The organism is Allokutzneria albata (assembly GCF_900103775.1).
Classification (GTDB): Bacteria; Actinomycetota; Actinomycetes; order Mycobacteriales; family Pseudonocardiaceae; genus Allokutzneria; species Allokutzneria albata.
Genome location: NZ_LT629701.1, coordinates 1266827 through 1292081 on the forward strand (window position 1 = coordinate 1266827; position 25255 = coordinate 1292081).

The 25255-nt window shown below is 70.1% G+C and carries 18 protein-coding genes and 1 pseudogene; 9 read left to right on the top strand and 10 right to left on the bottom strand.

Features of this window, described 5'->3' with window-relative positions; all coding sequences use genetic code 11:
- Nucleotides 1–42 precede the first annotated feature (42 nt).
- From BLT28_RS41715 to BLT28_RS05475, 3 genes and pseudogenes are all read right to left on the bottom strand, one after another.
- A pseudogene (locus tag BLT28_RS41715) lies at nucleotides 43–524 on the bottom strand (hypothetical protein); the annotation flags it as partial.
- 82 nt (nucleotides 525–606) lie between these two features.
- Entirely contained in the window at nucleotides 607–3312 is a 2706-nt protein-coding gene (locus BLT28_RS05470) for an ATP-binding protein (RefSeq protein WP_043813366.1), read from the bottom strand.
- A 317-nt stretch (nucleotides 3313–3629) separates the two neighbouring features.
- The gene (locus BLT28_RS05475) at nucleotides 3630–4769 is read right to left on the bottom strand and encodes a flavin-containing monooxygenase (protein WP_081900668.1); all 1140 of its coding nucleotides are present in this window, start codon (nucleotides 4767–4769) and stop codon (nucleotides 3630–3632) included.
- 725 nt (nucleotides 4770–5494) lie between these two features.
- On the opposite strand from BLT28_RS05475, the gene BLT28_RS39830 reads away from it, so the two are divergent.
- A complete protein-coding gene (locus tag BLT28_RS39830) occupies nucleotides 5495–5632 on the top strand; it encodes a hypothetical protein (protein ID WP_156051542.1) in 138 nt (45 codons plus the stop codon).
- Between the two features lie 518 nt (nucleotides 5633–6150).
- On the opposite strand, the gene BLT28_RS05480 is transcribed toward BLT28_RS39830, so the two are convergent.
- The 3 genes from BLT28_RS05480 to BLT28_RS05495 all read right to left on the bottom strand — a co-directional run bounded on the left by BLT28_RS05480 (nucleotide 6151) and on the right by BLT28_RS05495 (nucleotide 11035).
- On the bottom strand, nucleotides 6151–7137 hold the full coding sequence (locus BLT28_RS05480; RefSeq protein ID WP_043813368.1) for a helix-turn-helix transcriptional regulator: 987 nt from the start codon (nucleotides 7135–7137) through the stop codon (nucleotides 6151–6153).
- Between the two features lie 283 nt (nucleotides 7138–7420).
- Nucleotides 7421–9445, bottom strand: coding sequence for an elongation factor G (gene fusA / locus BLT28_RS05485; protein ID WP_030432351.1), 2025 nt, complete (start codon nucleotides 9443–9445; stop codon nucleotides 7421–7423).
- Nucleotides 9446–10006: 561 nt separating this feature from the next.
- Nucleotides 10007–11035, bottom strand: a complete 1029-nt coding sequence (locus BLT28_RS05495; RefSeq protein ID WP_030432352.1) for an NAD-binding protein — start codon at nucleotides 11033–11035, stop codon at nucleotides 10007–10009.
- 245 nt (nucleotides 11036–11280) lie between these two features.
- Here BLT28_RS05495 and BLT28_RS05500 point away from each other — a divergent pair, with 245 nt between their 5' ends.
- Nucleotides 11281–11673, top strand: coding sequence for a peptidase inhibitor family I36 protein (locus BLT28_RS05500; protein WP_030432353.1), 393 nt, complete (start codon nucleotides 11281–11283; stop codon nucleotides 11671–11673).
- Between the two features lie 56 nt (nucleotides 11674–11729).
- Here BLT28_RS05500 and BLT28_RS05505 read toward each other — a convergent pair whose 3' ends face one another.
- Entirely contained in the window at nucleotides 11730–14027 is a 2298-nt protein-coding gene (locus tag BLT28_RS05505) for a helix-turn-helix transcriptional regulator (RefSeq protein WP_052407924.1), read from the bottom strand.
- A gap of 193 nt (nucleotides 14028–14220) precedes the next feature.
- Here BLT28_RS05505 and BLT28_RS05510 point away from each other — a divergent pair, with 193 nt between their 5' ends.
- Together BLT28_RS05510 and BLT28_RS05515 are read left to right on the top strand one after the other, a co-directional pair.
- A complete protein-coding gene (locus BLT28_RS05510) occupies nucleotides 14221–15657 on the top strand; it encodes an FAD-binding protein (protein ID WP_172806502.1) in 1437 nt (478 codons plus the stop codon).
- Nucleotides 15658–15767: 110 nt separating this feature from the next.
- On the top strand, nucleotides 15768–16118 hold the full coding sequence (locus tag BLT28_RS05515; RefSeq protein WP_083383667.1) for a hypothetical protein: 351 nt from the start codon (nucleotides 15768–15770) through the stop codon (nucleotides 16116–16118).
- 562 nt (nucleotides 16119–16680) lie between these two features.
- Here BLT28_RS05515 and BLT28_RS39835 read toward each other — a convergent pair.
- On the bottom strand, nucleotides 16681–16839 hold the full coding sequence (locus BLT28_RS39835) for a hypothetical protein (RefSeq protein WP_156051544.1): 159 nt from the start codon (nucleotides 16837–16839) through the stop codon (nucleotides 16681–16683).
- Between the two features lie 286 nt (nucleotides 16840–17125).
- Here BLT28_RS39835 and BLT28_RS05520 point away from each other — a divergent pair, with 286 nt between their 5' ends.
- Both BLT28_RS05520 and BLT28_RS05525 read left to right on the top strand, forming a co-directional pair.
- Nucleotides 17126–18298, top strand: coding sequence for a 4-hydroxybenzoate 3-monooxygenase (locus BLT28_RS05520; RefSeq protein WP_030432356.1), 1173 nt, complete (start codon nucleotides 17126–17128; stop codon nucleotides 18296–18298).
- A gap of 16 nt (nucleotides 18299–18314) precedes the next feature.
- Nucleotides 18315–20012, top strand: coding sequence for a methyltransferase (locus BLT28_RS05525; RefSeq protein ID WP_043813371.1), 1698 nt, complete (start codon nucleotides 18315–18317; stop codon nucleotides 20010–20012).
- Nucleotides 20013–20222: 210 nt separating this feature from the next.
- On the opposite strand, the gene BLT28_RS05530 is transcribed toward BLT28_RS05525, so the two are convergent.
- Nucleotides 20223–21092 (bottom strand): GAF domain-containing protein, encoded by an 870-nt coding sequence (locus BLT28_RS05530; RefSeq protein WP_052407926.1) that lies wholly within the window; start codon nucleotides 21090–21092, stop codon nucleotides 20223–20225.
- Between the two features lie 280 nt (nucleotides 21093–21372).
- Nucleotides 21373–22161 carry a response regulator transcription factor gene (locus BLT28_RS05535; protein ID WP_156051546.1) on the bottom strand — a complete coding sequence of 263 codons (789 nt, stop codon included), beginning with the start codon at nucleotides 22159–22161 and terminating at the stop codon, nucleotides 21373–21375.
- 131 nt (nucleotides 22162–22292) lie between these two features.
- Here BLT28_RS05535 and BLT28_RS05540 point away from each other — a divergent pair, with 131 nt between their 5' ends.
- From BLT28_RS05540 to BLT28_RS05550, 3 genes are read left to right on the top strand one after another with little or no spacing between them, the layout of a single operon-like run.
- Nucleotides 22293–22637, top strand: a complete 345-nt coding sequence (locus BLT28_RS05540; RefSeq protein ID WP_063766677.1) for a circadian clock KaiB family protein — start codon at nucleotides 22293–22295, stop codon at nucleotides 22635–22637.
- Complete coding sequence (gene kaiC, locus BLT28_RS05545) at nucleotides 22634–24139, top strand: circadian clock protein KaiC (RefSeq protein ID WP_030432360.1); 1506 nt, start codon at nucleotides 22634–22636, stop codon at nucleotides 24137–24139. The genes BLT28_RS05540 and kaiC overlap by 4 nt, the downstream gene beginning before the upstream one ends.
- Nucleotides 24132–25226, top strand: a complete 1095-nt coding sequence (locus BLT28_RS05550; protein ID WP_030432361.1) for a PAS domain-containing sensor histidine kinase — start codon at nucleotides 24132–24134, stop codon at nucleotides 25224–25226. The genes kaiC and BLT28_RS05550 overlap by 8 nt, the downstream gene beginning before the upstream one ends.
- The last annotated feature ends 29 nt before the right edge of the window (nucleotides 25227–25255 follow it).

Genomic DNA, 25255 nt, shown 5'->3' on the forward strand with positions numbered 1-25255 from the left:
GAGGCACGGTATCGGCCCGGGTCCGAGGCATCGGTGGAACGCTCAGGCTGCGGTCGTCGCCTCGTGTTCGGCGAGGATGCCGCATCGGAAGCGGGATCCTGCGCGGACGAGTGCGACGAAGTGGGGCGCGCCGGCGAGCCTGGGCGGACTCGACGAGCTTGAAGACCGCGGTGCGGGAGCCAGCGCCGCGGGTGAGCTGCGGTCCGCAGCCGGGCACTGGAGAACGTGGACTCGACGGGGTTCGCGGTCCGCAGGTGGATCCAGTGCCCGGCGGGGAAGTCGCGGCAGGCCAGCAGTTGGTCCTGGTCGTCGGTGAGCTTCTTGACAGCCTTGGGGGACTTCGCGCCGTGGCTCTGCTCGCGGTCCTTGAATGCTGTGTGGTCGGCCTGCCACTGCTGGGTCAGCCGGGTGACCGTCGCTGGGGAGAGCCCGGCCGAGCTGCCGAGGAACTGCTCCAGGGCGGGCACGAAGTCACCGGACGACAGGCCGTTCGGGTGGAGCAGCGGCAGGATCGGTGAGCATTGCTCCAGCCGCAGTCCCGTGTTCGCAGTCCCGCTGACGGTCGCCGGTGGTGCCGTGTGCGCCGGAGTGGGGTGTCGTGCGTGATCAGCGGACGAAAGGTCCGTCTGTCCCGGGATCAGTTGCGACGTGTTCGGTGCGCACGTCACGGCGGGGCGGCACAGCGGGGTGGTGGCCCAGTGCGCGGAGTTCTCGGGCGGCTTGGCCGTGCAGGAGCATCGCGCGGGTCGCCGCGGCCAGTTTCATGGCGCGTTCGAGCGCGTGAACGGCAGCGGCTCGTTGACCGGTGAGCACGAGTGCTCGGCCGGTCGTCAGATGGGCGAGAGCAGCCTGGACGCGGCAGTGCCCGGTGAAGGTGGCGGCCGCGGCACGGGCGCGCTCGTGGGCCTCGGTGGCGTTGCGCTCGGCCAGGGCGACTTCTGCCCTGATGAGGTCGATGGTGCCGCGGTAGGCCGGCCCGCCTCGGGTCGTGCTGTCCGTGACGACGGCGCGGGCCTGCGCGAGGTCGTCGTGCAGGAGGTGGAACCGCGTGATGCTGGGCAGCAGCACCGCGTAGTAGTGATGTGGTCCTCTGGTCAGTGACGGGCGCAGCCTGGCGTAGATCTCCTGCACGCAGGACAGGGGATGCCCGAGCACGGAATGCGCGGTGACCGCGGCGGCGAAGGTCAGGTTCGACCATTGGCTGTCCCTCGGGCCCATGGTGTCGAGGACCTCGCGGGCGGTGCGGTCGGCGAGACCGATGTCTCCCGCCCAGACGGCGGCGAGGGTCCGGGTGGACAGGGCGAGGGCGCGCAGTTTCCGGCTCGGGGTCAGCATGGCGGCGTCGACGGCCTCCTCGGCACAGGCCAGTGCCTGGTCCAGGGGGCCCGCTGAGATGAGCGCGCTCGCGCGCACGATGAGCAGCCTGGGCAGGATGTGGGTCTGCCCCGTTCTCCGGGCGAGCAGGATGCCGCGCTCGGTGTGGCGGGAGGCATCACGGTCGCGGAGCAGGCCGAGCTCGGCGGCGGCCAGCCACAGCAGTGCCTCCAACCGGGTTCCCAGCTCCGGGTCCGACAGGCGATCCGCGATCCCGGCAGCCTCCTGTGCGACAGCCTCGGCTCGCTGCATCGACTCCGGACCGAGCAGGGCGACGGCGCGGCAGGCCAGCACCCGTGCCCGCAACGCGCGGTCGTCGTGGGTGATGATCTGCCGGCTGAGTCCGCGCAGCTGGTTTCGCGCCTCGGCGAGGTGGCTTTCCGCCAAGGCGCCCACGGCCAGCTGCAGGCGCAGCTCGGCGCTGTCGGAGACGGCATCGCTGGGGAGACGCTCCAGTTCCTCCAGCAGCAGCGCGTGCGCCTCCTCAGGCCGCTGCAGCAACCGTTCCACCGCCGCACACAGGACCACCACCTGGGACCGGGTCTCCTGCGTGATGTGGTCGCCCTGTCCGAGCAGGCGATGCAGCAGCGCCAGGCTCTCGGCCAGTCGTCCGGAGTTCATCAGTGCCTGGGCGCGCAACACCAGGAGGTCCTGTCGGCACTTGGCGACCGCTCTCTCACCACCGAGCAGTCTCACCGCCGCCTCCAACCACACGGCAGCGCTGGCCGGGGCCGTGGCGAGGGTGTCCTGGGCCGCGCGGACGAACACCTCCACCACGGCTTGGCCCCCCGTGCGGGAGGCGCGGGCGAGATGGTGAGCCACGGCAACGTCCGAGGCGCAGGACCGGCGCAGTGCCGCCGCCGCGCGCGCGTGCGCCGCCTCGAGCCAGTCGGGAGCGGCGGAGGTGTAGGCGATGTGCCGCACCAGCGGATGCCGGAACGCGAAGCGTCGATCACCGGTCAGCGAGCGGACGACATCGGCGGCGACCAACTCGTCGAGAAGCACGGCAGCCGACTGTCCGAGGTCCCCTGCGACCTCGACCGCCAGATCGGGGTCGAACGGGTCCCCCACGACTGCGGCCGCGTGCGCGAGCACACGGGCCTGCTCCGGCAAAGCAGCGAGCTCCTCCAGCAGTGCGGCAGGCACACCGGGCGACGGTGCCTGATCGCTGCCGGCCCCGTCGGCGGTCACCACCGGGAACGCTGCTCTCTCCAGGAGGTGAAGGTAGAAGGGGTTTCCCTGACAGAGCCGGTACAGGCGCGCACACCTCGCAGAAGCGGCTGGGACGGCCGTGAGTTCGGCGATCGCCGCTCTGGTCAGCGGCCGCAGCGGCAGGTACGTGTGCTGCGTCGGGTCGGCTCTGGCCACCGCGTCGGCCAAGGACAGGGGCAGCTGCGCTTCCCGGCACGCCGAGGCGATCAAGATCGGCGCCGTCGGCGGGTGCCGGACCAGGTGGACGAGCACCTCCACCGTTGCCGGATCAGCCCAGTGCAGATCATCGAGAATGAGCACGAGACCCCCGCACGGGGTGAGAGTTTGCAGCAAGAACCGCAGCGCGCGGTGCAGGCTGCCGCGGTCGGCCAGCGGAGCGCGGGACCCCGCGTCGCCGACGAGAGCGGGAAACAACCCGGCCGCCGGAGACAGCACACCCCGATCCAACGACTGGCGCCGCACCGCGGACAGACCGCCGAGGTGACCGTCGAGCGCCTCGATCAGCACGCCGAAGGGCATCGTCTGCTCGAACTCCGTCGCCCGTCCCAGCAACACCGGTACGCCCTGTCGGCGGGCGTGGGTCGCGAGCTCGGCCAGCAAGCGGGTCTTGCCGATCCCGTCCGCGCCGCTCAACCGCAGGAAACGCGCCCGCCGCTGCCCTTCCCGAGCGCGCAGCGAATCCACTGTGGACCGGAGGACGGCCAGCTCCGGATCTCGCCCCACCACTGCCCTGGACCTCGTCGTAGACATATCAATCCCCCGACCGATGACCTCCTGTGCCGCCACTTCTAGCGCACCCGCACCGCGTGATCGGTGCGATCACCCGGTCTTCCGTCCGACGTGTGGACCCGATAGGCCAACACCTGCCCCCGGCTTACCCCTCCGCGTGATTCACCACGGCATATGCCCAACCCCCGTTGCGCCATGACCCGGCCGCCGGGGTCCCCCGCAGGGTGGAACGCGACGAATCGGACTGGTCCAGGGATCCTCTCCCGTCCCTGAGTTGTTGGTGGACAAGGAGATGGTCCTTCTGCGCAGGGGCTTCAGGGCGAGGTGCCCGCTCCCTCGGGGGACGGCGTACCGGTGAGACCGGCGGACCTGGCCCCGGTGCGCGGTCGCGACATCCGCGTGAGCGCGGGCAGTCGGGAGAGGAGACGGGACACGAGGTAGGCGGCGTCGCGGCCGACTCCGCGGAGCGTGGCCGAGGCGAGACCTCGTTGCCATCCCAGCCCGACATAGCCCAGCCCGAGGTGGGTGCTGGAGGCTCCCGCCCGGTGCAGGGGGCGTCCTGACGGCGTCACGGTGCGCAGCGGGGCGAGGTAGTCGAGTGCGGGGCGGTAGCCGGTGGCGAGGATGATCGCGTCGATGTCTTCCCGGCTGCCGTCGGACCAGGTCACGGTCGTCCCGTCGACACGGCTGAACATCGGTCGCTGATAGGGCTGCCGTCGGGCGAGCGCGGCGCGGAACCGACCGTGGTCGAACACCGGTGAGCCGGGCGGTGTGGCCAGCCACGGCCCTACCGGCAGCGCGTCCAGGCCGGTGATCGTTGTCCAGAAGTGCACGTCACGTCCGAATAACCGTTGCCGGACAAAGCGGATCCGGCCACGCGTCGCCAAGGTGACGTCGGCGTGCGTGGCGAGCTCGACGGCGACCAGGACCGCGGAGTTGCCCGCGCCGACGACCACCACCCGCTGTCCGGCCAGCGGCCCTGGGACGCGGTAGTCGCTCGAGTGCAGCAGGGTGCCGGTGAAGTCCGCCAGCCCCGGCAGCTCCGGCCGGTAGGGCCGGGAAAAGCCACCAGTGGCCGCGATCACCATCGGCGCCTCGAACTGGGCACCGGTTCCGGTGGTCACCTGGAAGCGGCCGTCCCGATGGGCGACGTTGGTGACCTGCTCACCTGTGCGGATCTCGGCGTCCAGGTGTGCGGCGTAGCGCTGCAGGTAGGCGACCACCTCGTCGCGGTGCGGGTAGCGGTGCGGGTCACCGTCGAAGGCCAGCCCCGGCAGGGCGCTGTAACGCGCGGGGGAGAACAGTGTGAGGCTGTCGCAGTAGTGCGGCCAGGAACCGACCGGCTCAGGCCCGGCTTCCAGCACCACCGGGCGCAGCCCGCGGGTGCGCAGGACGTGGGCCGTAGCGAGACCGGCTTGGCCGCCGCCGATCACGACAGCGTTTGGCGTGTTCATGCAAACCTCTGTGACATGTCCGTCCGCAGGGCGTGGACGGCAGGAACGGAACAACAGATCGACTTCACGACGAATTCCGCACAACCTTCGCCTACCCCCGACCCCCGCCCTGTCACAGCCCAAACCCCCGAACAAAATCCCATAGAAGGCTGGTTGGCCGGGTGATTTGGCATGGAAACGCCAAAGGCCCCGCTACGCCAGGGTTGCGGCCGAAGAGTTCACGCGGGGGCAGCTGCCGCGGCCGACCGCCTTGTCAGCCATGGCCCGCTCCTGTCCGGAACGCGCGCAGCACCATCAAACAGCAGCACCATCAAACGATCGCCCCCCGAAGCGGGCACCCGCACCCAGCTGCCCTCGGAACCGACTGCTCCCTCCGGGCCACGGTCGCACCAGCCCACATCCAGACCGGGTGGGTTTCGGCGCTTCGGCTGGGGCGGAAACCCTCGGCGGACGCGGGCCGGAGCACGTCGGCCCGCCCCGGCGACGGCCGATCACCATCAGATGTCCACTGTGGACAGTCCGCTAGCCCTGGTGTCCGCCCGGTCGGGCGGCCAGTCGCCTCACTCGCACGGGAACTGAACGAGCGCGGGGTGCTCTGTCCATCCGATGTGGATCGAGCGCAGAACTCCCATCGCACAGGGGCACTGGCTTGTCGATGACCGGTGCCCACGTTTGTTGATCAGTGGTCGATGGCAGCGACGCCGAGGCTGGATCCGTTCAGGCCGGTGATCGACGAGATCCAGGTTGAGGCCGGGCATGCGCCGGTGGAGGTGTTCGTGCGGCAGTCGCATCGCCCGGGAGCGGAGGCCGAGGCCGACTTCGGTGAGGTGACGGTGCGGCTGCGCCGGGAACTGGTGACGTAGTGCCTGTTCTGCCGACGATCCGCGCCCAATTCCCGGAGCTGGCCTCACGACACCGATCCATCCTGCCGTCGTGCCGTGACACGCGGTCGAGGCCATGCCAGAACGTTTCACCTGGCTGAAGGGCGCGCAGGGCGACCCGCTCCTCATCGCGGCTGGTGAGACCGATTCGATCCGTTGGCGCGTGCCACTGAGGTTGCCGCACCCCGCACCCCGCACCCCGCACCGCGTCGACGGGCTGTTTCACCAAGTTGCCCGCGAAGCCCTTGTCCGCGAAGAGGATCAGGCCTTCCCGACGGCCCGAGTGTCGTTTTCTGGATAGCGTGCTGCCCTGACCTGGGAGGACGAGGTTCGTTCAGTGCACTGTGCGGCGAGTTCCCAGCGGCCAGACTGTCGGGGCACGGCACTCCAGCCAAGTGGGTGCGTCGGTCTGACTCCTGCCGACTCACCCCGTGCGGAGCAGACTCCGGGCGAGGACCCCCAGCCCTCCCTGCACGCCCGGAGTCTGCTCGGAGCGCCGGTCACGAGCTGCGGCGGAACAGAGTCCGAGACGGCGGACAGCCGTAGACGCGGCGGTAGTAGCTGGCGAAGCGACCGGGATGGAAGAAGCCCCAGCGAGCGGCGACGTCGGTGATCGTGACTCCGGCAGTGGGGTCAGCGGCCAGCAGCTCTTGGTGGACGCGCTGAAGACGGACGAGGCGCAGGTACCTCGTCGGGGTGGTGTTCTGGTGTTTTCGGAAGGCGTACTGAAGCGCGCGGATCGTGACGTGGGCGGCGGCGGCGATGTCGGCGACGGTGATGTCCAGGTGTGCGTAGTCGTCGATGAACGCGATCGCCCGGTGCAGTGCGGCGGTGTGGGCGTCATGGCGGTCCTCGCTGGTCGGCTCGATCAGTGCGGTGTTCGGGAAGGTGGCCAGCACCGTCGCGGCCAGCAGGTTGCCTGCCGTTGTGGCTACGAGCGGTTCCCGCATGGCCTGCGGTCGATCGCGCAGAGCGTCGGCGAGGTAGTCGATGGTCGCCAGCAGGTGACGCGTGGCGGTCGGAGCGCTCGGGCGCAGGTCGGTGAACCGGATGGGCGTGCCGTGACGCGTGTCGGCGGTGGCGGCGACCCGTCCCAGTGTTTCGAACGGCAAGGTGAGGGCCTGGGCCTCTCCGGCCTGCCACTGCACGGTGAAGGGCGACCCGTGCTTGCTCGTGGTGGCCAGCAACGCTTCACCGGGACCGAACCGGTGGTCGATGCCTGCTGATCGGTGCTCCATGGTGATGTCGCGGGGCACGAGGACGCTCAGTGCCGGGAGCACTCCCACGTCGAAAGTGACCTCCCGGCTCAGCGAACTGCTGGCGATCGTGAAGGTGTCGGCACCCAGCTGGACATATCGATAGCGGTGCCCGTCCTTGCCGCCGCTCAGCTGGATGCTGGAGCCGTAGAGCCCGGCCAGGTACTCACCCGCGTGCTCGTAGTCGGTGGTCTCGAACACCAGGTGCTGGGAATGTCCGGCAGCAGTCATGATCAGAGCACCAGGCCGTCGTCGCGTCGGGGTTCGGTCGGGAGCACGGCCGCGGATGCCGAGCACGATGCCGGTGTTGTCACCGCCCGGTTGCGCTCCACGACGCCGATATCCATGCACACAGGGTCAGCGGCCAGAGAAAGCGGCACCAGGGCTGAAGGACCCTAAAGAGATGGGTCGAGTTCTCCTGTTGCCGGGGCCGGCCGAGCCGGGTGACGCACCGCATCACCGTGCGCCAGGCGTGCCGAACGGCCCCGCTCGCGTGGAGCGGGGCCATCCGATCTCACCGGGGCGCCAGCGCGAAACCGGCGGCCTTGGCGGTGAAGCCGCCCCGGCCGTGGGTCCGGCTGCGCAGGCGGTCGGAGTAGCCGAACAGCTCGGCGAGCGGCACCGACGCGGTGATCGTCACCGTGCCCGAGCGCGTCGCCGACGCCGACACCTGGCCGCGCCGCATCGCCAGGTCACCCAGCACGCTGCCCATGGCGTCCTCCGGAACGGTGACCGCGACCTCGGACACCGGCTCCAGCAACGCCATCGTGCTGGCGCGCAACGCTTCCCGGAGGCCGAGCCGACCGGCGGTCCGGAACGCCATCTCCGAGGAGTCCTTCACGTGCGTCGAGCCGTCGGTGAGCGTGACGTGCACGCCGGTGACGGGATGACCACCGAGCGGCCCCTCCGACAGCGCGTCCCGGCACCCGGCCTCGACAGCACGCACGAACTCGCGCGGCACGGCGCCGCCGACCACGGCCGACTGGAACACGAACTCCTCCTCATCCGTCGGCTCGACGTCCAGGACGATGCGAGCGAACTGGCCGGAACCCCCGTCCTGCTTCACGTGCTTGTACTCCAGTCCTGACACCCCGGACAGCACCGTCTCCCGGTAGGCCACCCGGGGACGGCCGACGGAGATCTCCACCCCGTGGCCGCGGCGGATCTTCTCCACCGCGACCTCAAGGTGCAGCTCGCCCAAGCCGGACAACAGCGTCTGACCGGTCTCGGAGTCGGTTCGCACGACCAGTGACGGGTCCTCGTCGGTCGCGCGGAGCAACGCCGTCGCCAGCCGATCGGTGTCGACAGCCGAACGCGTCTCGATCGCAACGGAGACAACGGGATCAGCCACCACCGGGGGCTCGAAGAGCACCGGCGCCGAACGCGCGCAGAGGCTCGCTCCAGCACGCGCGTTCTTGGGGCCGACCACCGCGACGATGTCGCCGGCCACGGCGCGCTCCACCTCCGTGTGCCGGTCGGCCCGGACCCGGAGGATGCGCGAGATCCGCTCGGGTTTGCCCGTGCCGGCGTCGAACACCTCCGCTCCCTTCTGGATCGTCCCGGAGTACACGCGCAGGAACGTCAGCCGTCCCGTCGGCGCCACGACCACCTTGAAAGCCAAGGCGGAGAACGGAACCGCCGGATCGGCGGGACGCTCCTGCTCCTCGTCGGCCCAGACACCGCGCACCGGCGGAACGTCCACAGGGGACGGCAGGTACGCGATGACGGCGGCCAGCAAGGGCTCGATCCCGCGGTTGCGGTAGGCCGAACCGCACAGCACGACCAGACCCTCACCGCTGTGGGTCAGCTCGCGCAGCGCCGCGGCCAACGTCGACGCGGAAACCTCCTGCTGCGCGCAGAACTCCTCCAACGCCGCCGAATGCCGTTCCGCCACAGCCTCTTCGAGTACGCGACGCCGACGCCGAGCCTCGTCGAGCAGGGCGTCCGGAACCGGGCCCTCCTCGGCACCGCCGTCATCTGCCCACAGCAGCGCGCGCATCCGGATCAGGTCGACGACACCGCGGAACTCGTTCTCCTGACCGATCGGCAGTTGGACCACCATCGGCGCGGGGTGCAGCCGTTCGCGGATCGACTCCACGGCCGCGTCCAGGTCGGCGCCGACGCGATCCATCTTGTTGACGAAGGCGAACCTCGGCACACCGTGCCGATCGGCTTGGCGCCACACGGATTCGCTCTGCGGCTCCACGCCGGCCACGGCGTCGAAGACCGCGATCGCGCCGTCCAGCACGCGCAGCGACCGCTCCACCTCGTCGGAGAAGTCGACGTGCCCGGGGGTGTCGATCAGGTTGATCTGATGACCGTCCCACGCGCAGCTCACCGCCGCGGCGAAGATCGTGATGCCGCGATCGCGCTCCTGCGGGTCGAAGTCGGTGACCGTCGTCCCGTCGTGCACCTCGCCGCGCTTGTGCGTGGTGCCCGTCGCGTACAGGACGCGTTCGGTGAGCGTGGTCTTGCCGGCGTCGACGTGCGCGAGGATGCCGAGGTTGCGGATGGTGGTCAGAGGTTGGTTGGTACGCATGGCACAGGGCCTTTCGCGGCGAATCGTCAGACCAGGTCAGCGCGATTCACGGGACGAACTGCGAAAGAGGGCGTTCGTCACCGAGCCCGGTGCCGGCCGCGCGGCCGGCACCGGACTACCGGGGACACCAGGATCACCTGGGAACGCGACCGGAGGATCACGGCTTCGTGAGTGAACACGAGCGGTCTCCTCTCCAAACAGTCACGGTCAGTCCCGGGGGGACTGTAACCGAACTCGGACGGTCGGCAAGGCCAATTTCGGCGGAGAGCACCAGCCGCACGCCGAGCGCCGATGCCTCAGTTCCGCTTGTGCGTGCCAGCAGTGAACGCGGCCACGTCATCCCAGGCGCACGGTTGTTGTCCGGGCTGTGCGCCCAAGCCACGAATCGCTCCCGCAGCCGCGGTTCGAGCGAGTCAGCGGTGTACCGGTCGACGCCATGGAGCGCCCACGCGACCGAACTCCTGATCGATCTCCGCAACGGTCAGAAACTCCGTTGGCCGACCGAGCGCGTCCCCGAAAGCCACGATCAGCTGACGGTTGGAGAGGCCGCCCAGGGGATGATCAACGTAGTGCTTCCACGACTTCGTGGTTGGTCAGCTTGCGCGCGCAGACGTAGTACAGCATCGCGCCGGTAGGCACTTGTGAACTCCAGCGCGGGTTGACCACCAGTGTCCCGTCGCTGTCGCGCACGGCGAGCACGAGCGCACTGTGCTGCCTGCCCAGCACCGTCTGGCAGCGTTCGAACGACACCGCGCCAAGGGATTCGGGTAGCCGAAGGGAGTAGGTGTTCGCCCCGCCGTGGGTCATCAGGTCGGCGTAGACCTCTGCGATCCCGGGCGACGTGAGTTCCTCGGTGATCATGCGCGGGGTGTGCCACGGAACGCAGTGGATGTTGACGTCCACGTAGTGCAGCAGCGCCGCGCGGTCCATGTCCCGCAGGGCGACCACAACGTGCGCCGTGGTGGTCAGGTGATTGACCCCAACCGCGATCGACAGGGCCTCGTTGTCGTCGCGGGCGTCGATGAGCACGGCCTGGGCGCGGTGCACTCCCGCTCGGCGCAGCACGTCCTCCTCAGTCAGATCGCCGCGGACGAAGTCGACGTCCTGCGCCGGCATGGGATGGGTGGCGACGTCGTCCCAGGCGCAAAGCACGACCCGGTGATCGCCTTCGGCGAGAAGCTGCGCGACGATGCGGTCGGTGCGCCCCGGTGCGTATCCGAGCACCACGACGTGCTCGGTGGCCGTGGTGGTGTTCGTCCCCTGCATGCGGCGTCCTCTCGAGCGCTCCAGCACCGATGTGAGCTTGGTGAAGACCGTCGTCAGCGCGGCGATCCCGCCGACGATGACGTACGCGCCGACGACGTGCCCGAAGCCCGTCTTCGGGTAGAGGTCGCCGTAGCCGACCGTGGCGGCGGTGACCACGAAGTACCACCAGTAGTTGGCGGGCTGGACGATCTCGCTGTCCGCGGGTTCGGCCAGCGCCATCAGCGGCCAGCTGCTCACGAAGACGAACACGATGACGACAACGGGCGTCAGCCAGCTGCTCAGCAGGGCGAAGCGCGCGAACAGACGGGTCAGGAACAGCGGCACGTCTCACCTCGGGTCGGCAGAGCCACACGCTAATCCACGTCAGTCGCCCTTGCAGTGGACAGCGAACGCGACCGCACGCGGCGTGGGACACGGGGAGCCCGAAGCGGGCTCACCCAGCCGCGACACCCTCAATTCTCCTTCGTGGCGTCACATTTCGGCGGGAGCAGTAATGTTTCCGCGTTGCGGAGAGCGCCCGTGTTAGCTTGCGAAGGTCCCCGCCAGTAGACACGGAGAGTAGTCGCACCATGTCCAAGCCCGTCCTGATCCTCAGCATCGCCGGAGTCCTCGCGGTCGGCGGCTCCCTGCTTGCCGCGCCCGCCGCCGAGGCCGCGCCGGACTGCGCCGCCAACCGCGTCTGCATGTGGGAGGACGCGGGGTACAGCGGTTCCCGCTACGTCAACCAGAAGGGCGCCTCGGGCACCTATGACATCGACGGCTGGAACGGCGACAACGAGATCAGCTCGCTGATCAACCGCACCTCCTGCAAGCTCACCCTCTACAGCGCGGACGAGCCCGCGGCCAGCGCGTTCACGTGGTCCGTCGCGGCCGGCCGGCGCGTCGGCAACCTGAAGAACCTCAAGGACAGCAAGGGCAACCACGCCAACGACGGCGTGCAGAGCTTCAAGCTCAGCTGCTAGCCGGCGCGCTCCGTTCGCTTCGACCAGCGGGGTCGCCGGAGTGCTCGCGGCAAGGCTCATGCGGACGGGTCGTCGGCGGAGCGGCCGAGGTACCAGGCGGCGAGCTGGGCGCGGTTGACGAGGTGGAGCTTGCCGAAGATCCGGCCGATGTGGGTTTCCACGGTCCGCTTCGACACGTGCAGCTCTTCTGCGATTTGCCCGTTGCTGAGCCCGTTGGCGACCAGCGCGGCCACTTTGCGCTCCGTTGTCGTCAGCTCCGCCCCGGTGGTCGCTGCGCGGGCGCCGACCGGGCGTAGTGCTAGTTCGTAGACCTCTTCGGTGGTGAGTTCTGTTCCGTCGGTGTAGGCGGCGCGGAAGGCGGCCTCGCCGATGGCGGCGATGATCCGCCGCTCGGCCAGCTTGCGTTGCCGTTGGAAGGGGACGAGGCCGCCGAGTCCGACGCCGTGCCGTTCCTGAAGGCCCACGCAGCCGCCGAGCATCCGTGCTGCGTCCTCGGGCTGGCCGATCCGGGACCGCCACCACGCGCCGGCCTCGACCGTCCACGTGGTGCCCCACCGGTCGCCCATCGCGATCTGGGCGGGAAGGCATTCGTGCAGCACGTAGGTGGGCGCGGTCAGGGCGGGCAGCCCCTGGGTCCACAGGGCCCATGTTCGGGCCCAGGGGGCGTCGCTGCGTTCAGCGTCCTCGAAGCACTCCGCCGAGGTCTCGTCGGCGATGTCGGCGGGCCCGAGCAGACCGGCGCCCACGGCGAGGATCAGCCCGGCCATCTGGGCGTCGCCGCGTGCGCCCAGGGCGCGGAAGCCGTCGCGGGCCTGGCGCAGCAGGGGCAGCCCGGAGGTGTCGCCGAGGCTCAGTACGCGGTGGCTGCCCTCCAGGAACAGCAGCGGGGGAGCGGACTCCGCGCCGAGCTGCACGGCCAGGGCCCGGCACTGGTCGAGATGGGACACGCCCCGGTCCTTGTCGCCGATCGCGATCAGGGTGAAGCCGAGCGCCGCGTGCGCCGCCATCCGGGTCGGCGTCGGCTCGGGTGGCTCGTTCCCGGCCAAGGGCAGCGCGAGCAGGTCGCGCAGCCACGCGCTGGTGGTGTTCTGCAGGGCGGCGAAGAACTGCACCCGGGTCCGCAGCACGTCGGTCACGATCCCCAGGCCGGTCTCCACCGCCTCCGGGGTCCTCGTGGCGACGCACCAGCCGACGGCGGCGCGGATGTTGGGCACCTCGCGGTGGATGCGCGCCAGCCACGTCAGCTCGTCCGGCCCGAACCACTCGGCGGCGGCGGTCGCGACGAGCCCGCGCACCCAGCGGCAGTGCCGCTCCCGCAGCTCGTCGGTCTCGCCGAAGGCGTCGAGGTGGCGCAACCCGTACTCGCGCAGTGGCTGGAGCTGCTGGTAGCGACCGTCGCCGGTCACCACGACGACGGAGTGCCTGACCAGGTCGGCCAGCAGCGAGAGCACATCGCCGCTGCTCCCGCCGCAGACCTCCTCGGCGGCCTCCAGGTCGAAGCCGCCGGAGAACACCGCCAGCCGCGCCCACAGCAGCCGCTGCTCCGGGGTGCACAGGTCCCAGGAGATGTCCAGCGCCTTGGTGAGGGTGCGGTGGTGCGGCTGAGCGCGGCGCGCGGTCGCGGTGAGCAGCCGGCCGCCGTCCAGCCGTTGCAGGGTCTTCTCCGGCCCGAGCGCGCCCATCTGCGCCGCGATCAGCTCGATGACCAGCGGCAGCCCGCCGGACCACCGCGCGAGCTCGACGAGGGCCTCCCACGCGGCGGTGCCCTCGGCGACCGCGGGGAAACCCACGTCGCCCGCACGCTCCAGCAGCAGCGACAGCGCCTGGCTGTCCCGTGCTCGCTCCGGTGGGTCGCCCGCGTCCGGGATCGTCACCGGCGGCACGGCGACCACGCGCTCGGGCGGTAGGTCCAGCCGGTGCCGCGTCGTCGTCACCACGCTCAGCCCCGGTGCCCCGGTCAGCAGGGCGATCACCACGTCGGCGACCGGGTCCAGCAGGTGCTCGGCGTTGTCCAGGACCAGCAGCACCCGCTGCCCCCGGAGGCGTTCGAGCAGCACCTCCACCGGGCGGCGCTGCGAGTGGTGGTCGGTGACGCCCAGCGCGGACACGATCGACTGCCCGACGGCGGTGACCGCGTCCTCGCTCGGGCCGAGATCGGCCAGGTGCACCACGGCTGCCAGGTCGAAGTCGCCCGCCACCTTGCCGAGCAGCGCCAACGCGAGCCTCGTCTTGCCGACGCCGCCCGGCCCGGACAGGCTCGTCAACCTCGCACCCGCGCGCACCGAAGCCGCCAGCGACCCCAGCAGTTCGTCCCTGCCGACCAGACTGGTCAGCCCTACCCCAGCTAGTTCCACGTCCGTCCCGTCATGCCGTTGAGGCTTGCAGTCTCCACCCGGACGGCGGCATCAGGCCAGCGGACCGGCCACACGTACGTGTTTTCGATCATGTACGTGTGCGGCGGGAGCGAGCGTGTGGTGCACACGGATGTGCACGGAGCGTGTTCGCGGCATCGTTCACCGTGAACCCGAGGCGACATCCGGAGATCCAATGACGCAGCAGCCCCTCTTCTGGGACCCCACCTCTCGTGACTGGACGACGGAGGCCGGGGACGGCACAGTCGAGCTACCCCAGGTCGACGGTGAGTTCGTCTTCGACGGCGACGCCCTGACAGAGGCCTCGCGCGATCTCGGCCGGATCGTCACCCGCCGTCCCGCCGCGGTGCTGCGGCCGAGCAACGCGGAGGACGTCGCGAAGGTCGTCAGGTTCTGCCACGACCACCGGATCCCGGTCGCTCCCCAGGGCACCGGGCACATGACGCAGGGCCAGCGGCTGGTCGAGGGCGGCATCGCCATCGACGTCACCGCGCTGAACACGGTGCACGAGTGCGGACCGGACAAGGCCGATGTGGACGGCGGAGTGCTCTGGTCGGACCTGGTCTCCGCGCTGGCGGGGAAGGGGACGCGGTTCTCGGGCGGGCTGACCGGCTACCTCCCGATCACCGTCGGCGGGACCCTCAGCGCGGGCGGCATCGGCCCGGGCTACCGCTACGGCGCGCAGGTCGACTCGGTCTCCCGGGTCCAGGTCGTCACCGGGCGGGGTGAGGTCGAGTGGGCCTCCGAGACCGAACTGCCCGACCTCTTCGACGCGGTGCTCGGCGGGATCGGCCAGGTCGGCGTGATCACCAGGGCCGAGCTGAAGGTCGCGCCGCTGCCCGCCACCGTGCGCTCCTGGGTGCTCCCCTACGTCGAGCCCGCCGCGGCGTTCCGCGCCATGCGGGAGGTGGTCGCCCGGGGCCAGGTGGACGAGATCTACTGCATCATCGCGCCCCCCGGCGCGGTCGCCCCGGTCCCGACGTTCCTGGTGCACCTCGCCCACTACGACCACGGGACCGGCGTGCCGGAGGGCCTGCTCGACGGCCTCGACCCGCAGGGGCCGGTGCAGGAGGAGCAGCTGGACTACGTCGCCCAGGTCTCGAAGTACTCGGCGGTGATGGACCAGTGGCGCACCGAGGACTGGGACGAGCGGCACAAGCCGTGGTTCGACGTCTTCCTCGCCGACGAGCACATCGAGAGCTTCGCCGCCGAGACGTTCGCCCTGATGACCGAGGACGACTGGTCGCTGCCGCACGGGAGGGGCTTCGTGCTGGTGTTCCCGCACCGCGCCGGGTCCTTCCGCCGCCCGCGCCTGCGGATGCCCGAGCAGGAGCCGGACGGCCTGATCTGGCTGTTCGACGTGCTCAACGCCTCGCCGATCGACCCCGCCCCCGACTTCATCGAGAAGATGCTGGAGCGCAACAAGGTCTGGATGGACAAGGTGCGCAGCCTCGGCGGCAAGACCTACCCGATCGGCGGCCAGCGGTACGGCCCGGACGAGTGGCGCGAGCACTACGGCGACACCTGGGACGACGTCGTGCGCGCCAAGAAGCTCTACGACCCGGCCCGCATCCTCACCCCCGGCCCCGGCATCAACGCCGCCCTGCCGTAGCGGGCGCCACCGACCAACCCCGGACCGCGCACGGGGTATCCGGTCGACCCGGCGGCGTCAACTCCCCCCGAATCGCGACGCCGCCGGGCGACCACACCGAACGGAGCACGATGCAGGACGCAGCCGTGTGGACGCTCCTCCCGCTGGTCGCCGTGGCGGCCGCGGCGGGGACGGGCGCGCTGATGGAGGTGCGCCCAGGCGGTCGCGCGCCCCGGCCCGAGCCGGCTTCCCGCCGCGGCGCACCGCCCGTGGTCTACGCCAACCCGATCACCTGCGGCCGGGACCGCCGCGAGCACCGGGTCAGCGACGCGGCCTTCCACCAGGGGCAGGGGATCGGCAACTACGCCGCGCTGTGCGGGCACGTCGTCGCACCGCTGCCGATGGCGGAGCCGTCCGGCCCGCCCTGCCACGAATGCCTCAGCGCGTCACGCGTTGCAGTGACCGGAATGCGGCGTCCCTGATCCTCGTCCTCCCCGCACTGCGAGAACACCTGATCCGTGGTTGTCGGCGCATTGAGCGAAGAATCGTCCGTGCGTTCGTGGTGCGCTGCCGAAGGCCTGCCCACGTTCTCGGTGGGTCTTTGGCGCCCTGGTCCAACGAGGTCTGCGCGGCGCATCGAGAATCGCGGGAGTTCCCATGTTTCCCCTCCCCGCTCAATCGATCTTGAATGCTCCGATTCTTTTCAGGTGTGTTTGAAGTCTCTGACCTTCTTCTTTTTCTGCGGTTACCGTCCTGGGTGCCAGCTCCTCCGGCATGAAAGAGGAACGTCATGCGCAGGACTCTTCAGGCCACCGTCGCGATGCGGCGACACGAGGGTCAAGATCTGGGTCGACTGCATCTCGCACAAGGACGACTGCTTCTGCACATCGAGGAAGCAGAACTGGGTGTACTACCTCGGTACGACGAAGGTGGTTCAGAACGCCCGGTACATCGGCCTGTGCTGAGACTTCGGTCTTGAGCACCCTCGACCGGACTCGGCCGGAGGAGGCCCGCCGTGCCGGAGAAGGTCGAGCGGCTGAACGCTCACCATCGTGATGCGGCGGGCGAGCCCGGCACGATCAGGCCGGTGCCGTGGTCCGCGAGGAACCGCCAGGCAAGGGTGAACACCAGCGCGGGGGCCGAAGTGGGAGGAGACGTCTTGGCGAGCTTCCACCGATCCGGGGCGGGCGGCCGTCGCGACACGGCGCCGAGGCGCCGGGCTTCGCCGGTGGCACCCCGCGCGTGCGTGCTGCTGCGTCCACAGTGGATGGAAGGTTTACCCCTTCGGGTTAAGGGTTTCCCGCGTGTCGTCCTCAGTGGACTGTGGGTTCGGGCGTGCGCTCGGCCGCCCGTCGCGACACGATGGAGTGATGATCGACTACGGGTCCGGCGAGCCGTCGGCCGCCGCGCTGGCCGGTGCTGTGCAGTGCTGCCTCACATGAGCCCGTTGCGCGGAAGCGGGCTCGATCCGAGAGGAGACCGGGCAGCGGTGGTCGATCACACGACCGTGCTCATCGTGGGCGCAGGACCTGCAGGACTGGTGTTGGGCAACCTGTTACGCGCCAGGGGGATCGACACCCTCATCGTCGAACGGGCCAGCCGGGAGCAGGTGCAGGTCCGGGCCAGGGCGGGATTCCTCTGCCCGAACAGCGCCAGGGTGCTGACCGAGCACGGGCTCGCCGCCGGGATGCTCCACAAAGGACGATCACACGGGACCTGCGCCTTCCGCGCGGAAGACGGCGAGTTCGAGCTGAACTACGCCCAGCTCGGCCAGGGTGAGGTGCACACGGTCTACCCGCAGCAGGACCTCGTCACCGACCTGATCACCGAATACCTCGACCGGGGCGGCGAACTGCGGTTCGGCGTCACCGTCACCGGCGTCGACGCCGACACCGCGACGATCACCTACCGCGACGCGAACGGAGCGGGGGAGGTCACCGGCCGGTTCGTCGCCGGGTGCGACGGCGGCAACGGCGTGACCCGCACGGCCGTCCCCGCCACCCCGGCGCGTCGCCACGGCCGCGACCACGGCATCACCTGGCTGGCCGTTCTCGCCGAGGCCGCGCAGAGCATGGCGGCGGTCACCTACGCCATCCACGACGACGGCTTCGCCGGGCACATGGCGCGCAGTCCCCAGGTGACGCGCTACTACCTCCAGGTTCCGCCCGGCGACGACCCGGCGGCCTGGACCGACGAGCGGACCTGGGCCGCACTGGAGACCCGCATGCGCGCCGCGGAGTTCGGGCCGCTGCGGCGGGGCCGGATCACCGAGCGGCGGATCGTGCGCCTGCGCTCCGAGGTCGTCGACCCCATCCAGTACGCCCGGCTGTTCCTCGTGGGCGACGCGGCCAGCCTGATCAGCCCGTCGGCCGCCAAGGGCGCCAACCTGGCGATCATGGAGGCCGAGGTGCTGGCAGCCGCCCTCGCCGACGCTCTCACCCGTGACGACGACCGGGCACTGGCCGCGTACTCGCGCACCTGCCTGCCGCGGATCTGGCGAGCGCAGGAGTTCTCGCACTGGATGATCGACCTCCTGCACGGCCCGGCGGGCGCCGCCCCGGACGCCGGATACCAGCGCTCCCTGCGTCGCGCCCGGCTCGACAGCCTGCGCGAGTCCCACACCCACCAGAACCTCTTCGCCGAGCGCTACCTCGGCCTCTGAGCAACGGGAAACCACCATGACATCGATCAGAATCCCCGTACTCGCCGCAGCCGACATCGCCCGCGTCACCGCGGCCGTGGCCCTCCTCGGCGACAACGACACCGAGTCGGTGCTCGCCGCGGCGGTGCCGTCGTTGGAGGAGGACGACCGCGCGGCCGTGGCGCGGCACGCCACCTTCGACCACGTCGCGCTGCTCATCTTCCCGGAGACCTTCGACGGGCTGCCCGAGGAACTGGCCCGGCACGGCGTCGAGGTCGGCGCGATGACCCCCAGCGTGGTCGTCCGCGAACGGTTGAGCAGCCGGTACGCCGTGCCCACGGCGGACCTGACGGTCGGCATCCTGCGCGCCCCGGTCGCCGACCGTTCCGGTCGGCAGTGCGCACTGGAGATCTTCGCCATGGTCACGCCACCGGAACTGGAGCACATCGCCGAGGACGAACGCCGGTTCGGCCGGGAGAACCACATCGCGCTGGCCGTGCGGCAGCCCGATGCGGTCCTGCTGCGCGGGCTGCGCGAGACGATCACCGCCGCGATGCGTCCGGACGGGGGCGGCTACAACGGCTACGAGAACTCCACCGTCCTCTACTTCCGCGACCGGCAGCACGCCGACCCGGACTTCCGCAGGCTGGAGCTGATCTCCTCGGGCAGGTTCCCGAGCTTGCTCGCCACCCACCAGCGCGAGTCGTGCTCCGGCACCGAACTGCTGCGCCTGATGACCGGCGCCTGGGCGACGCAGGCCATCGCGGCCGCCGCCGAACTGAGGCTGCCCGATCACCTCGCGACGAACCCCGACCTGCCCGGCCTCGCCGCGGCCACCGGCGCCGACCAGCCGAGCCTGGCCAGGCTGGTGCGCTACCTCACCGCGCTCGGCATCGTCGACACGTCGGGCGCGCGCCACAGCCTCACCGACCTCGGCGAACTGCTGCGGTCGGACACGGCCGAGTCGATGCGGTCACTCGCGCTGATGTACGGCGGCCCGTTCTACCGGTCGTTCGCGGCGCTCACCGAGGCCGTCCGCAGCGGCGAGGAGTCCTACGCGAAGGTCTTCGGCAGCCACCACTTCGCGCACATGGCCGCCGACCCGGCCCTCGCTGAGCTGTTCCACCAGTCCATGGCCGCCAGCAACGCGGTGTTCGCCGGAGTCACCAGGGGCATCGACTTCTCCGCGGCGCGCACCGTTGTCGACGTGGCCGGGGGCAACGGCGAGCTGCTGGCCCGCATCCTGCTCGCCAACCCGGCGCTGCGCGGTGTGCTGATGGACCGCCCGCACGCGTTGGCCGCCGCGGAGTCACGGCTTGCCGAGGTGGCCGACCGCGTCACCCTGGTCCCCGGCGACTTCACCGAATCGGTCCCGAACACCGGCGACGTCTACCTGCTCTCCCGCGTACTGCACGACTGGGACGACGCGCAATGCCGCACCATCCTGGCCACCTGCGCGCGGAACATGCCGGCACACGCGGAGTTGCTGGTGATCGAGCGCCTGCTGCCGGAATCGGGAGACTCCGGTTCCCTCGCCATTCCGTGGGACATCCACATGCTGTGCAACACCGGTGGACGCGAGCGGACCGAATCCCACTACCGCGCCTTGCTGGCCGACGCCGGGTTCGAGCTGCTCGATGCGCGCCCCCTGCCGCTGGACGCGCACGTCATGCGCGCTCGGCGGCTGGACAACGGCGCGGTCGGCCGGGTGCCGGAGCAACGGGACACGGTCTGATCGTCGCGTGAGGCTCCTCCTCTGCCCAGCAGGGGAGGAGTCCGCGACCGCGGCGCGGTCGCGGTGCCGTACTGGTTCGTGCTCGCTGCGCTGTCGGCCAAGGTGTTGCCGCGGGATACGTGCACCAGAGAGGCGTGCGAAAGGTGGACTGGCGCCACGTGCCAGCTCACAGCTTCCGTCATCGGGCCTGGCGCGAACGGAGCAACCGGATCACGTCCCCTGCGATTCGGTATTGCTCTCGTGCTCTTCCCAGGATCTCCGCCGCACATCGCCTTGTGGTCGGTTCGCCTTGTCGTGTCGTTGATCGTGGCCTCTCGTCAAGGGAGGTCGCGCGGTAGCGGCGGACTCTGTCGTGGCAGAGGGAGTGTCCGTGGCGTGAGGGACAGCTCGGCTCGGGTGACTGCGCTTGAGACATCGGCCAGTTCGCGATCGTGGTCGTGGGCGTAGGCGCGCAGCATGCGGACAACCGTCGCCGACGGTGATGTCCAGGCGCTGGGCTGGCGCTCTCCCGGCCTGTGCGATCGCGATCCGATGGTCGAGGGCCTTCTGGAGCTGCGCGGCGGCCACCTCCTGGCTGACGACGACGTGCCTGCTCACGATGCGCGTGGCGGCGACGTCGGCCAGGGTCTGGGCGAGCTCGCCGACGTCGATGTCGAGCCGACCAGGCCGGGTGGAGAACAGTCCCATCGCCCCGATGGTCCATTCGTGTAGCCGCATCGGCAGGGCATGGACCGCGGCGAACCCGGCTGCCCTCGCGGCCCGGGTGAAGGTCGGCCAGCGGTTGTCGGCAGCCAGGTCGGGGCAGTGCACCTGCTTCCCGCTGTGGCAGGCGTCCACGCACGGACCCTCGTTGTTCCTCAGTTGGGACAGCCCCAGCACGCGGGTCTCGTCAGTGGTGGCGGCCACCAGGTTCGCGGCACCGTCGCGGTCGGCCAGCAGGATCCCGCTGGCTGTGACGCCGAGCAGGCCGACGCTGCACCGGGCGAGAGCGCCCAGGAAGTCGGTGATCCCGACGTCGGCGGTCAGGATGTCGGGGAACTCGGCAAAGACTCGCTGCAAGTGCCTTTCCGGGAAGCGCATTCCGATCCCCTTCTTCGCTCGGTCCCTCGCAAGCCGGCCGGCCGACAGCGGATGCAGGGTCTTCCGCGACGTCTCGTCGTGGTCATCCTCTGCCTGGGCGGTGCGGGCAAGGCAGATCTGTGCGCGCGTCGTGACGGTACGAGGACCCCTCGGGAACGGGAAGCCCCAGATAGTCCGACCAGTACCCCGCAAATGCGGGAGCCGGGAGTGCCGGAGACCCTTGAGACACGGGAACCCGGTTGGTGCCGTACGCGTGTGGAACCCTTGTCCCGCCGGGTCGCTAACTGGTTTCCCGGGTGGCGGGAGGACTCGGCAGGAGCCCGATCCGGGTAGCCGTGACGACCGCCTCGAGTTGGCTGTGCGCGCCCAGCTTCAGCATGATGTTCTTGATGTGGCCCCGCGCGGTGTGCAGGCTCACGACCAGCCGCTGCGCGATTGCCCGGGGGTTGAGGCCTTCTCCCAACAGCGCGAGCACTTCCAGTTCACGGGTGGTGAGCCTGGCCTGGTCGGGCTCACCGGCCCCGGCGGGCGCGCTGAGGCGCAGACCCTCGACCAGCGCCGCCAGCGTGAGCCCTTCGACGAGGATCTTTTCGCCGAGCGGAGCCCGGATCGCGGTCAGGATGAGGGGGAACGCGCTGTCCTTGGCCAGGAACCCCGCGGCGCCGGCGGCCACCGCCTTGCCGAGCAGGTCGGGTGTGGCGTTGGCGGTGAGGATGAGGACCCGGACCTCGGGGTGGCTCTTCTTGATCTGCCTCGTGCCTTCGATCCCGTCGACACCCGGCAGGCGGATGTCCATCAGCACGACGTCAGGGCTGCAGCTGGTCACCGCGGTGACGGCTTCCTCGACCGTTCTCACGGCGCCCACGCAGTCCAGGTCCGGCTGAGCGTCGATCGCGATCTGCAGCGCGCCCGCCAGCGCCCGCTGGTCCTCGACCACGAGAACCCGGGTCTCCGGGGGGCCCTGTTCTCCGTCGGCCGGATCAGGGAGCGATCCCTCCGCCGCCCCGACGCGAACCCGGCTTGACTCATGGGTGGTCGTGAGGTTGCCCTTCTCTTGGGGGATGCACACCTGAATTTTCCTCGACCGTACCCGCCGGACCGGCGGTCGGCGAGGCGTAGGTTGGGTGGAGAGGACCGCGACGCTTGGGCCTCGACAGGGTGGTTGACGAAGATGCGACGTCTGAACTTGCCGCGGTACGGATGGCTGGTCGTCACCGGGTGCCCGCACCGCGCACCGACATGACCACGTACTCGTTCCGGCTCTTCGTGGCTGGACAGACCGAGCGATCGCAGACCGCGCAAGCGAACTTGCGCAGGCTGTGCGACTCCGTCCTGCCCGGTCGCCACGACATCGAGGTCGTTGACGTCGCCGAGCACCCTGAAATGGCTGAGCAGCAGCGGATCTTGGCCACTCCCACCGTGGTCAGGCTCGTCCCCTCGCCGCAGCGACGGGTGATCGGGGATCTGTCCGACCACCGCCGCGCGGCCGTGGCTCTCGGCCTGCCGGATGCTAGCCACTCCACTGGCCTCGAGGACGAGAGATGATCGACAGCAACGCCATCGAGCGGCTTTCCACCGGCATCAAGGGCTTCGACCAGGTCGCGCGAGGCGGCCTGCCCCGAGGTCGATCGACGCTGGTGGCGGGAACGGCCGGCAGCGGCAAGACGCTGTTCGCCGTCGAGTTCCTGGCCCGGGGCATCCTCGACTCGGGCGAGGCCGGGGTGTTCGTCAGCTTCGAGGAGACAGCGGAGGGCATCCGCCGCAACGCCGCTTCGCTGGGCTTCCCGATCGAGCAGTGGGAGCGCCAGGGGAAGTGGGTGTTCGTCGATGCCTCGCTCGAGGTCACCGGGGAAGAACCGATCGTGGGCGCCTTCGACTTCGGCGGTCTGGTGGCGCGGATCGGCCACGCGGTCCGGCAGGTCGGTGCCGCCCGGGTGTCAGTCGACTCGCTCGGTGCGGTCTTCGTCCGTTTCGCCGAGCCCGCGATCGTCCGCTACGAGCTCTACCGGATCGGTTCCGTGCTGGAACAGCTCGGGGTCACCTCGATCATCACCTCGGAGCGGATCAGCGAGTACGGCGAGGTATCGCGTTACGGCGTCGAGGAGTTCGTGCTCGACAACGTGATCATCCTGCGCAACAGCCTCGCGAACAGGAGGCGACGGCGCACCGTCGAGATCGTCAAGTTCCGCGGTGCGGCGCACCGCACCGGGGAGTGGCTGTTCACGATCGACCCACGGGACGGGATCGTCTTCCTGCCGCTGGCGTTCCTCGCCTCGGACATGTCCACGTCCTCGCTGGCCCGGGTCTCCTCGGGCAACACCGAACTGGACGAGATGTGTGGTGGTGGTTTCTTCAGGGACGCGCTCGTCCTGATGAGCGGCCCAGCCGGTTCCGGAAAGACACTGACGAGCCTGACGTTCACGGCGGCTGGTGTCACGGGGGGCGAGCGCTGCGTGCTCTGCACCTTCGACGAGAGCCGGGGTCAGTTGGCGCGCAACGCCGTCGGCTGGGGCATGGACATCGGCGCCATGGAGGAATCCGGACTGCTCCGGACCATGTGCGCGTACCCGGAGGTGGCATCGGTCGAGGACCACTTCCTCCGGATCAGGCGGGTCATCGAGGAGTTCAAGCCTTCCCGGCTCGTCGTCGACACCCTGTCCGCGCTGGAACGCATCGCCTCACCCCGGACGCTGCTCGACTTCGTCATCGCGCTCAGTGCCGTCGCACGCCAGCACCAGTGCACGACGTTGCTCACCTCAGCGCCCTCCGGACAGTCCGCCCCGCGACTGACGTCGGTCAGCACGGCCGAGATCACCGGCCTCACCGACGTCACGATCTCCCTCCGCCACCTGGAGACCGCCGGTGAGATCCAGCGGGCGATCGCGGTCCTGCAGGCGCGCGGCTCCGCGCGTGATCACAGGATTCGCCACGTCACCATCGACCACAACGGCATGCACATCGGGGAGCGCGTCTACGGCGCCGCCCATCTCCTCGCCTACGACGCCACCCTTCCACCCGGATCAGAGGATCTTCGGTCAGGTGAGTGAACAGACGCCAGGTGCGCGGCACCCGGGTGTCGGGAGCCCGAGGCCGGGGGCCGCCAGGTTTCCTGACGACATCAGCCGGCTGGTCGTATCGGCGTCGGCGGACGGCATCATCGCGGTGGACGAGGAGGGGATCATCCGGCTCTGCAACAGGGCAGCGGAAGACCTGTTCGGCCGCCCCACGGGGGAGCTGCTCGGTACCCCGTTCGGCTTCCCGATCGTCGCCGACGGGGCGTCCGAGGTGGAGCTGATCCTGCCCGGTGGCAGCGAACGGGTGGTGGAGATGCGGGTCACCACCATGACCCTGCAGGGCGTGCGACTGCGCATCGCGGCACTGCGCGACGTGACCCGCAGCCGCAACGCCGAACGGGAACTGGAGGAGGCCCTGGGACGGCAGAACATCGTGGTGGCCGTGGCCGCCCACGAGCTGCACAACCCCCTCGCCACGATCAGCGTGCTGGCGCACGTGTTGCGCGACGACGATGGCACGCTGCCCCAGGAACAGCGGGCCGAGATCACCGACCGCATCATCGAACGCGTCGACCGGCTCCAGGCACTCGTGCGCAAGCTCCTCACCGCTTCGAGGATCGACGTGGCCCCACCGCGCTCGGTCGCCGAGCCGGTGCGCGTTCTCGAAGTGATCCTGGAGCAGCTCGCCGACATCGACATCGATCAGAGGTCCGCGGATGTCGACGTGTCGTGCAGCTCTGAGCTGGAAGCCGTGGTCGACCGTGCCGAGCTCGCCGAGATGCTCGCCAACTACCTGGAGAACGCCCTCGCCTACGGGCGCCCTCCCATCGGGATACGGGCGATCGCGCGGGAGGGCTGGGCAGAGATCCGGCTGATCGACTACGGGGACGGCGTGCCCGAGTCCTTCGTGCCGCACCTGTTCGAACGCTTCACCAGAGGGCCGGACACCGAGCGGGACACCGAGGGAACGGGCCTGGGACTGTGGATCACCCGCAACCTCGCGCAGGCGAACGGGGGCGACGCCTGGTACGAGGCAGGCGAGCCGCACGGTTCCCGGTTCTGCCTCCGCCTGCCACTCGCAGGCACCGCGGTGCGGAAGGAGCCGGACGCCTCGGCGTGACGGGAGGCGAATCCCATGAGCACCTCTCA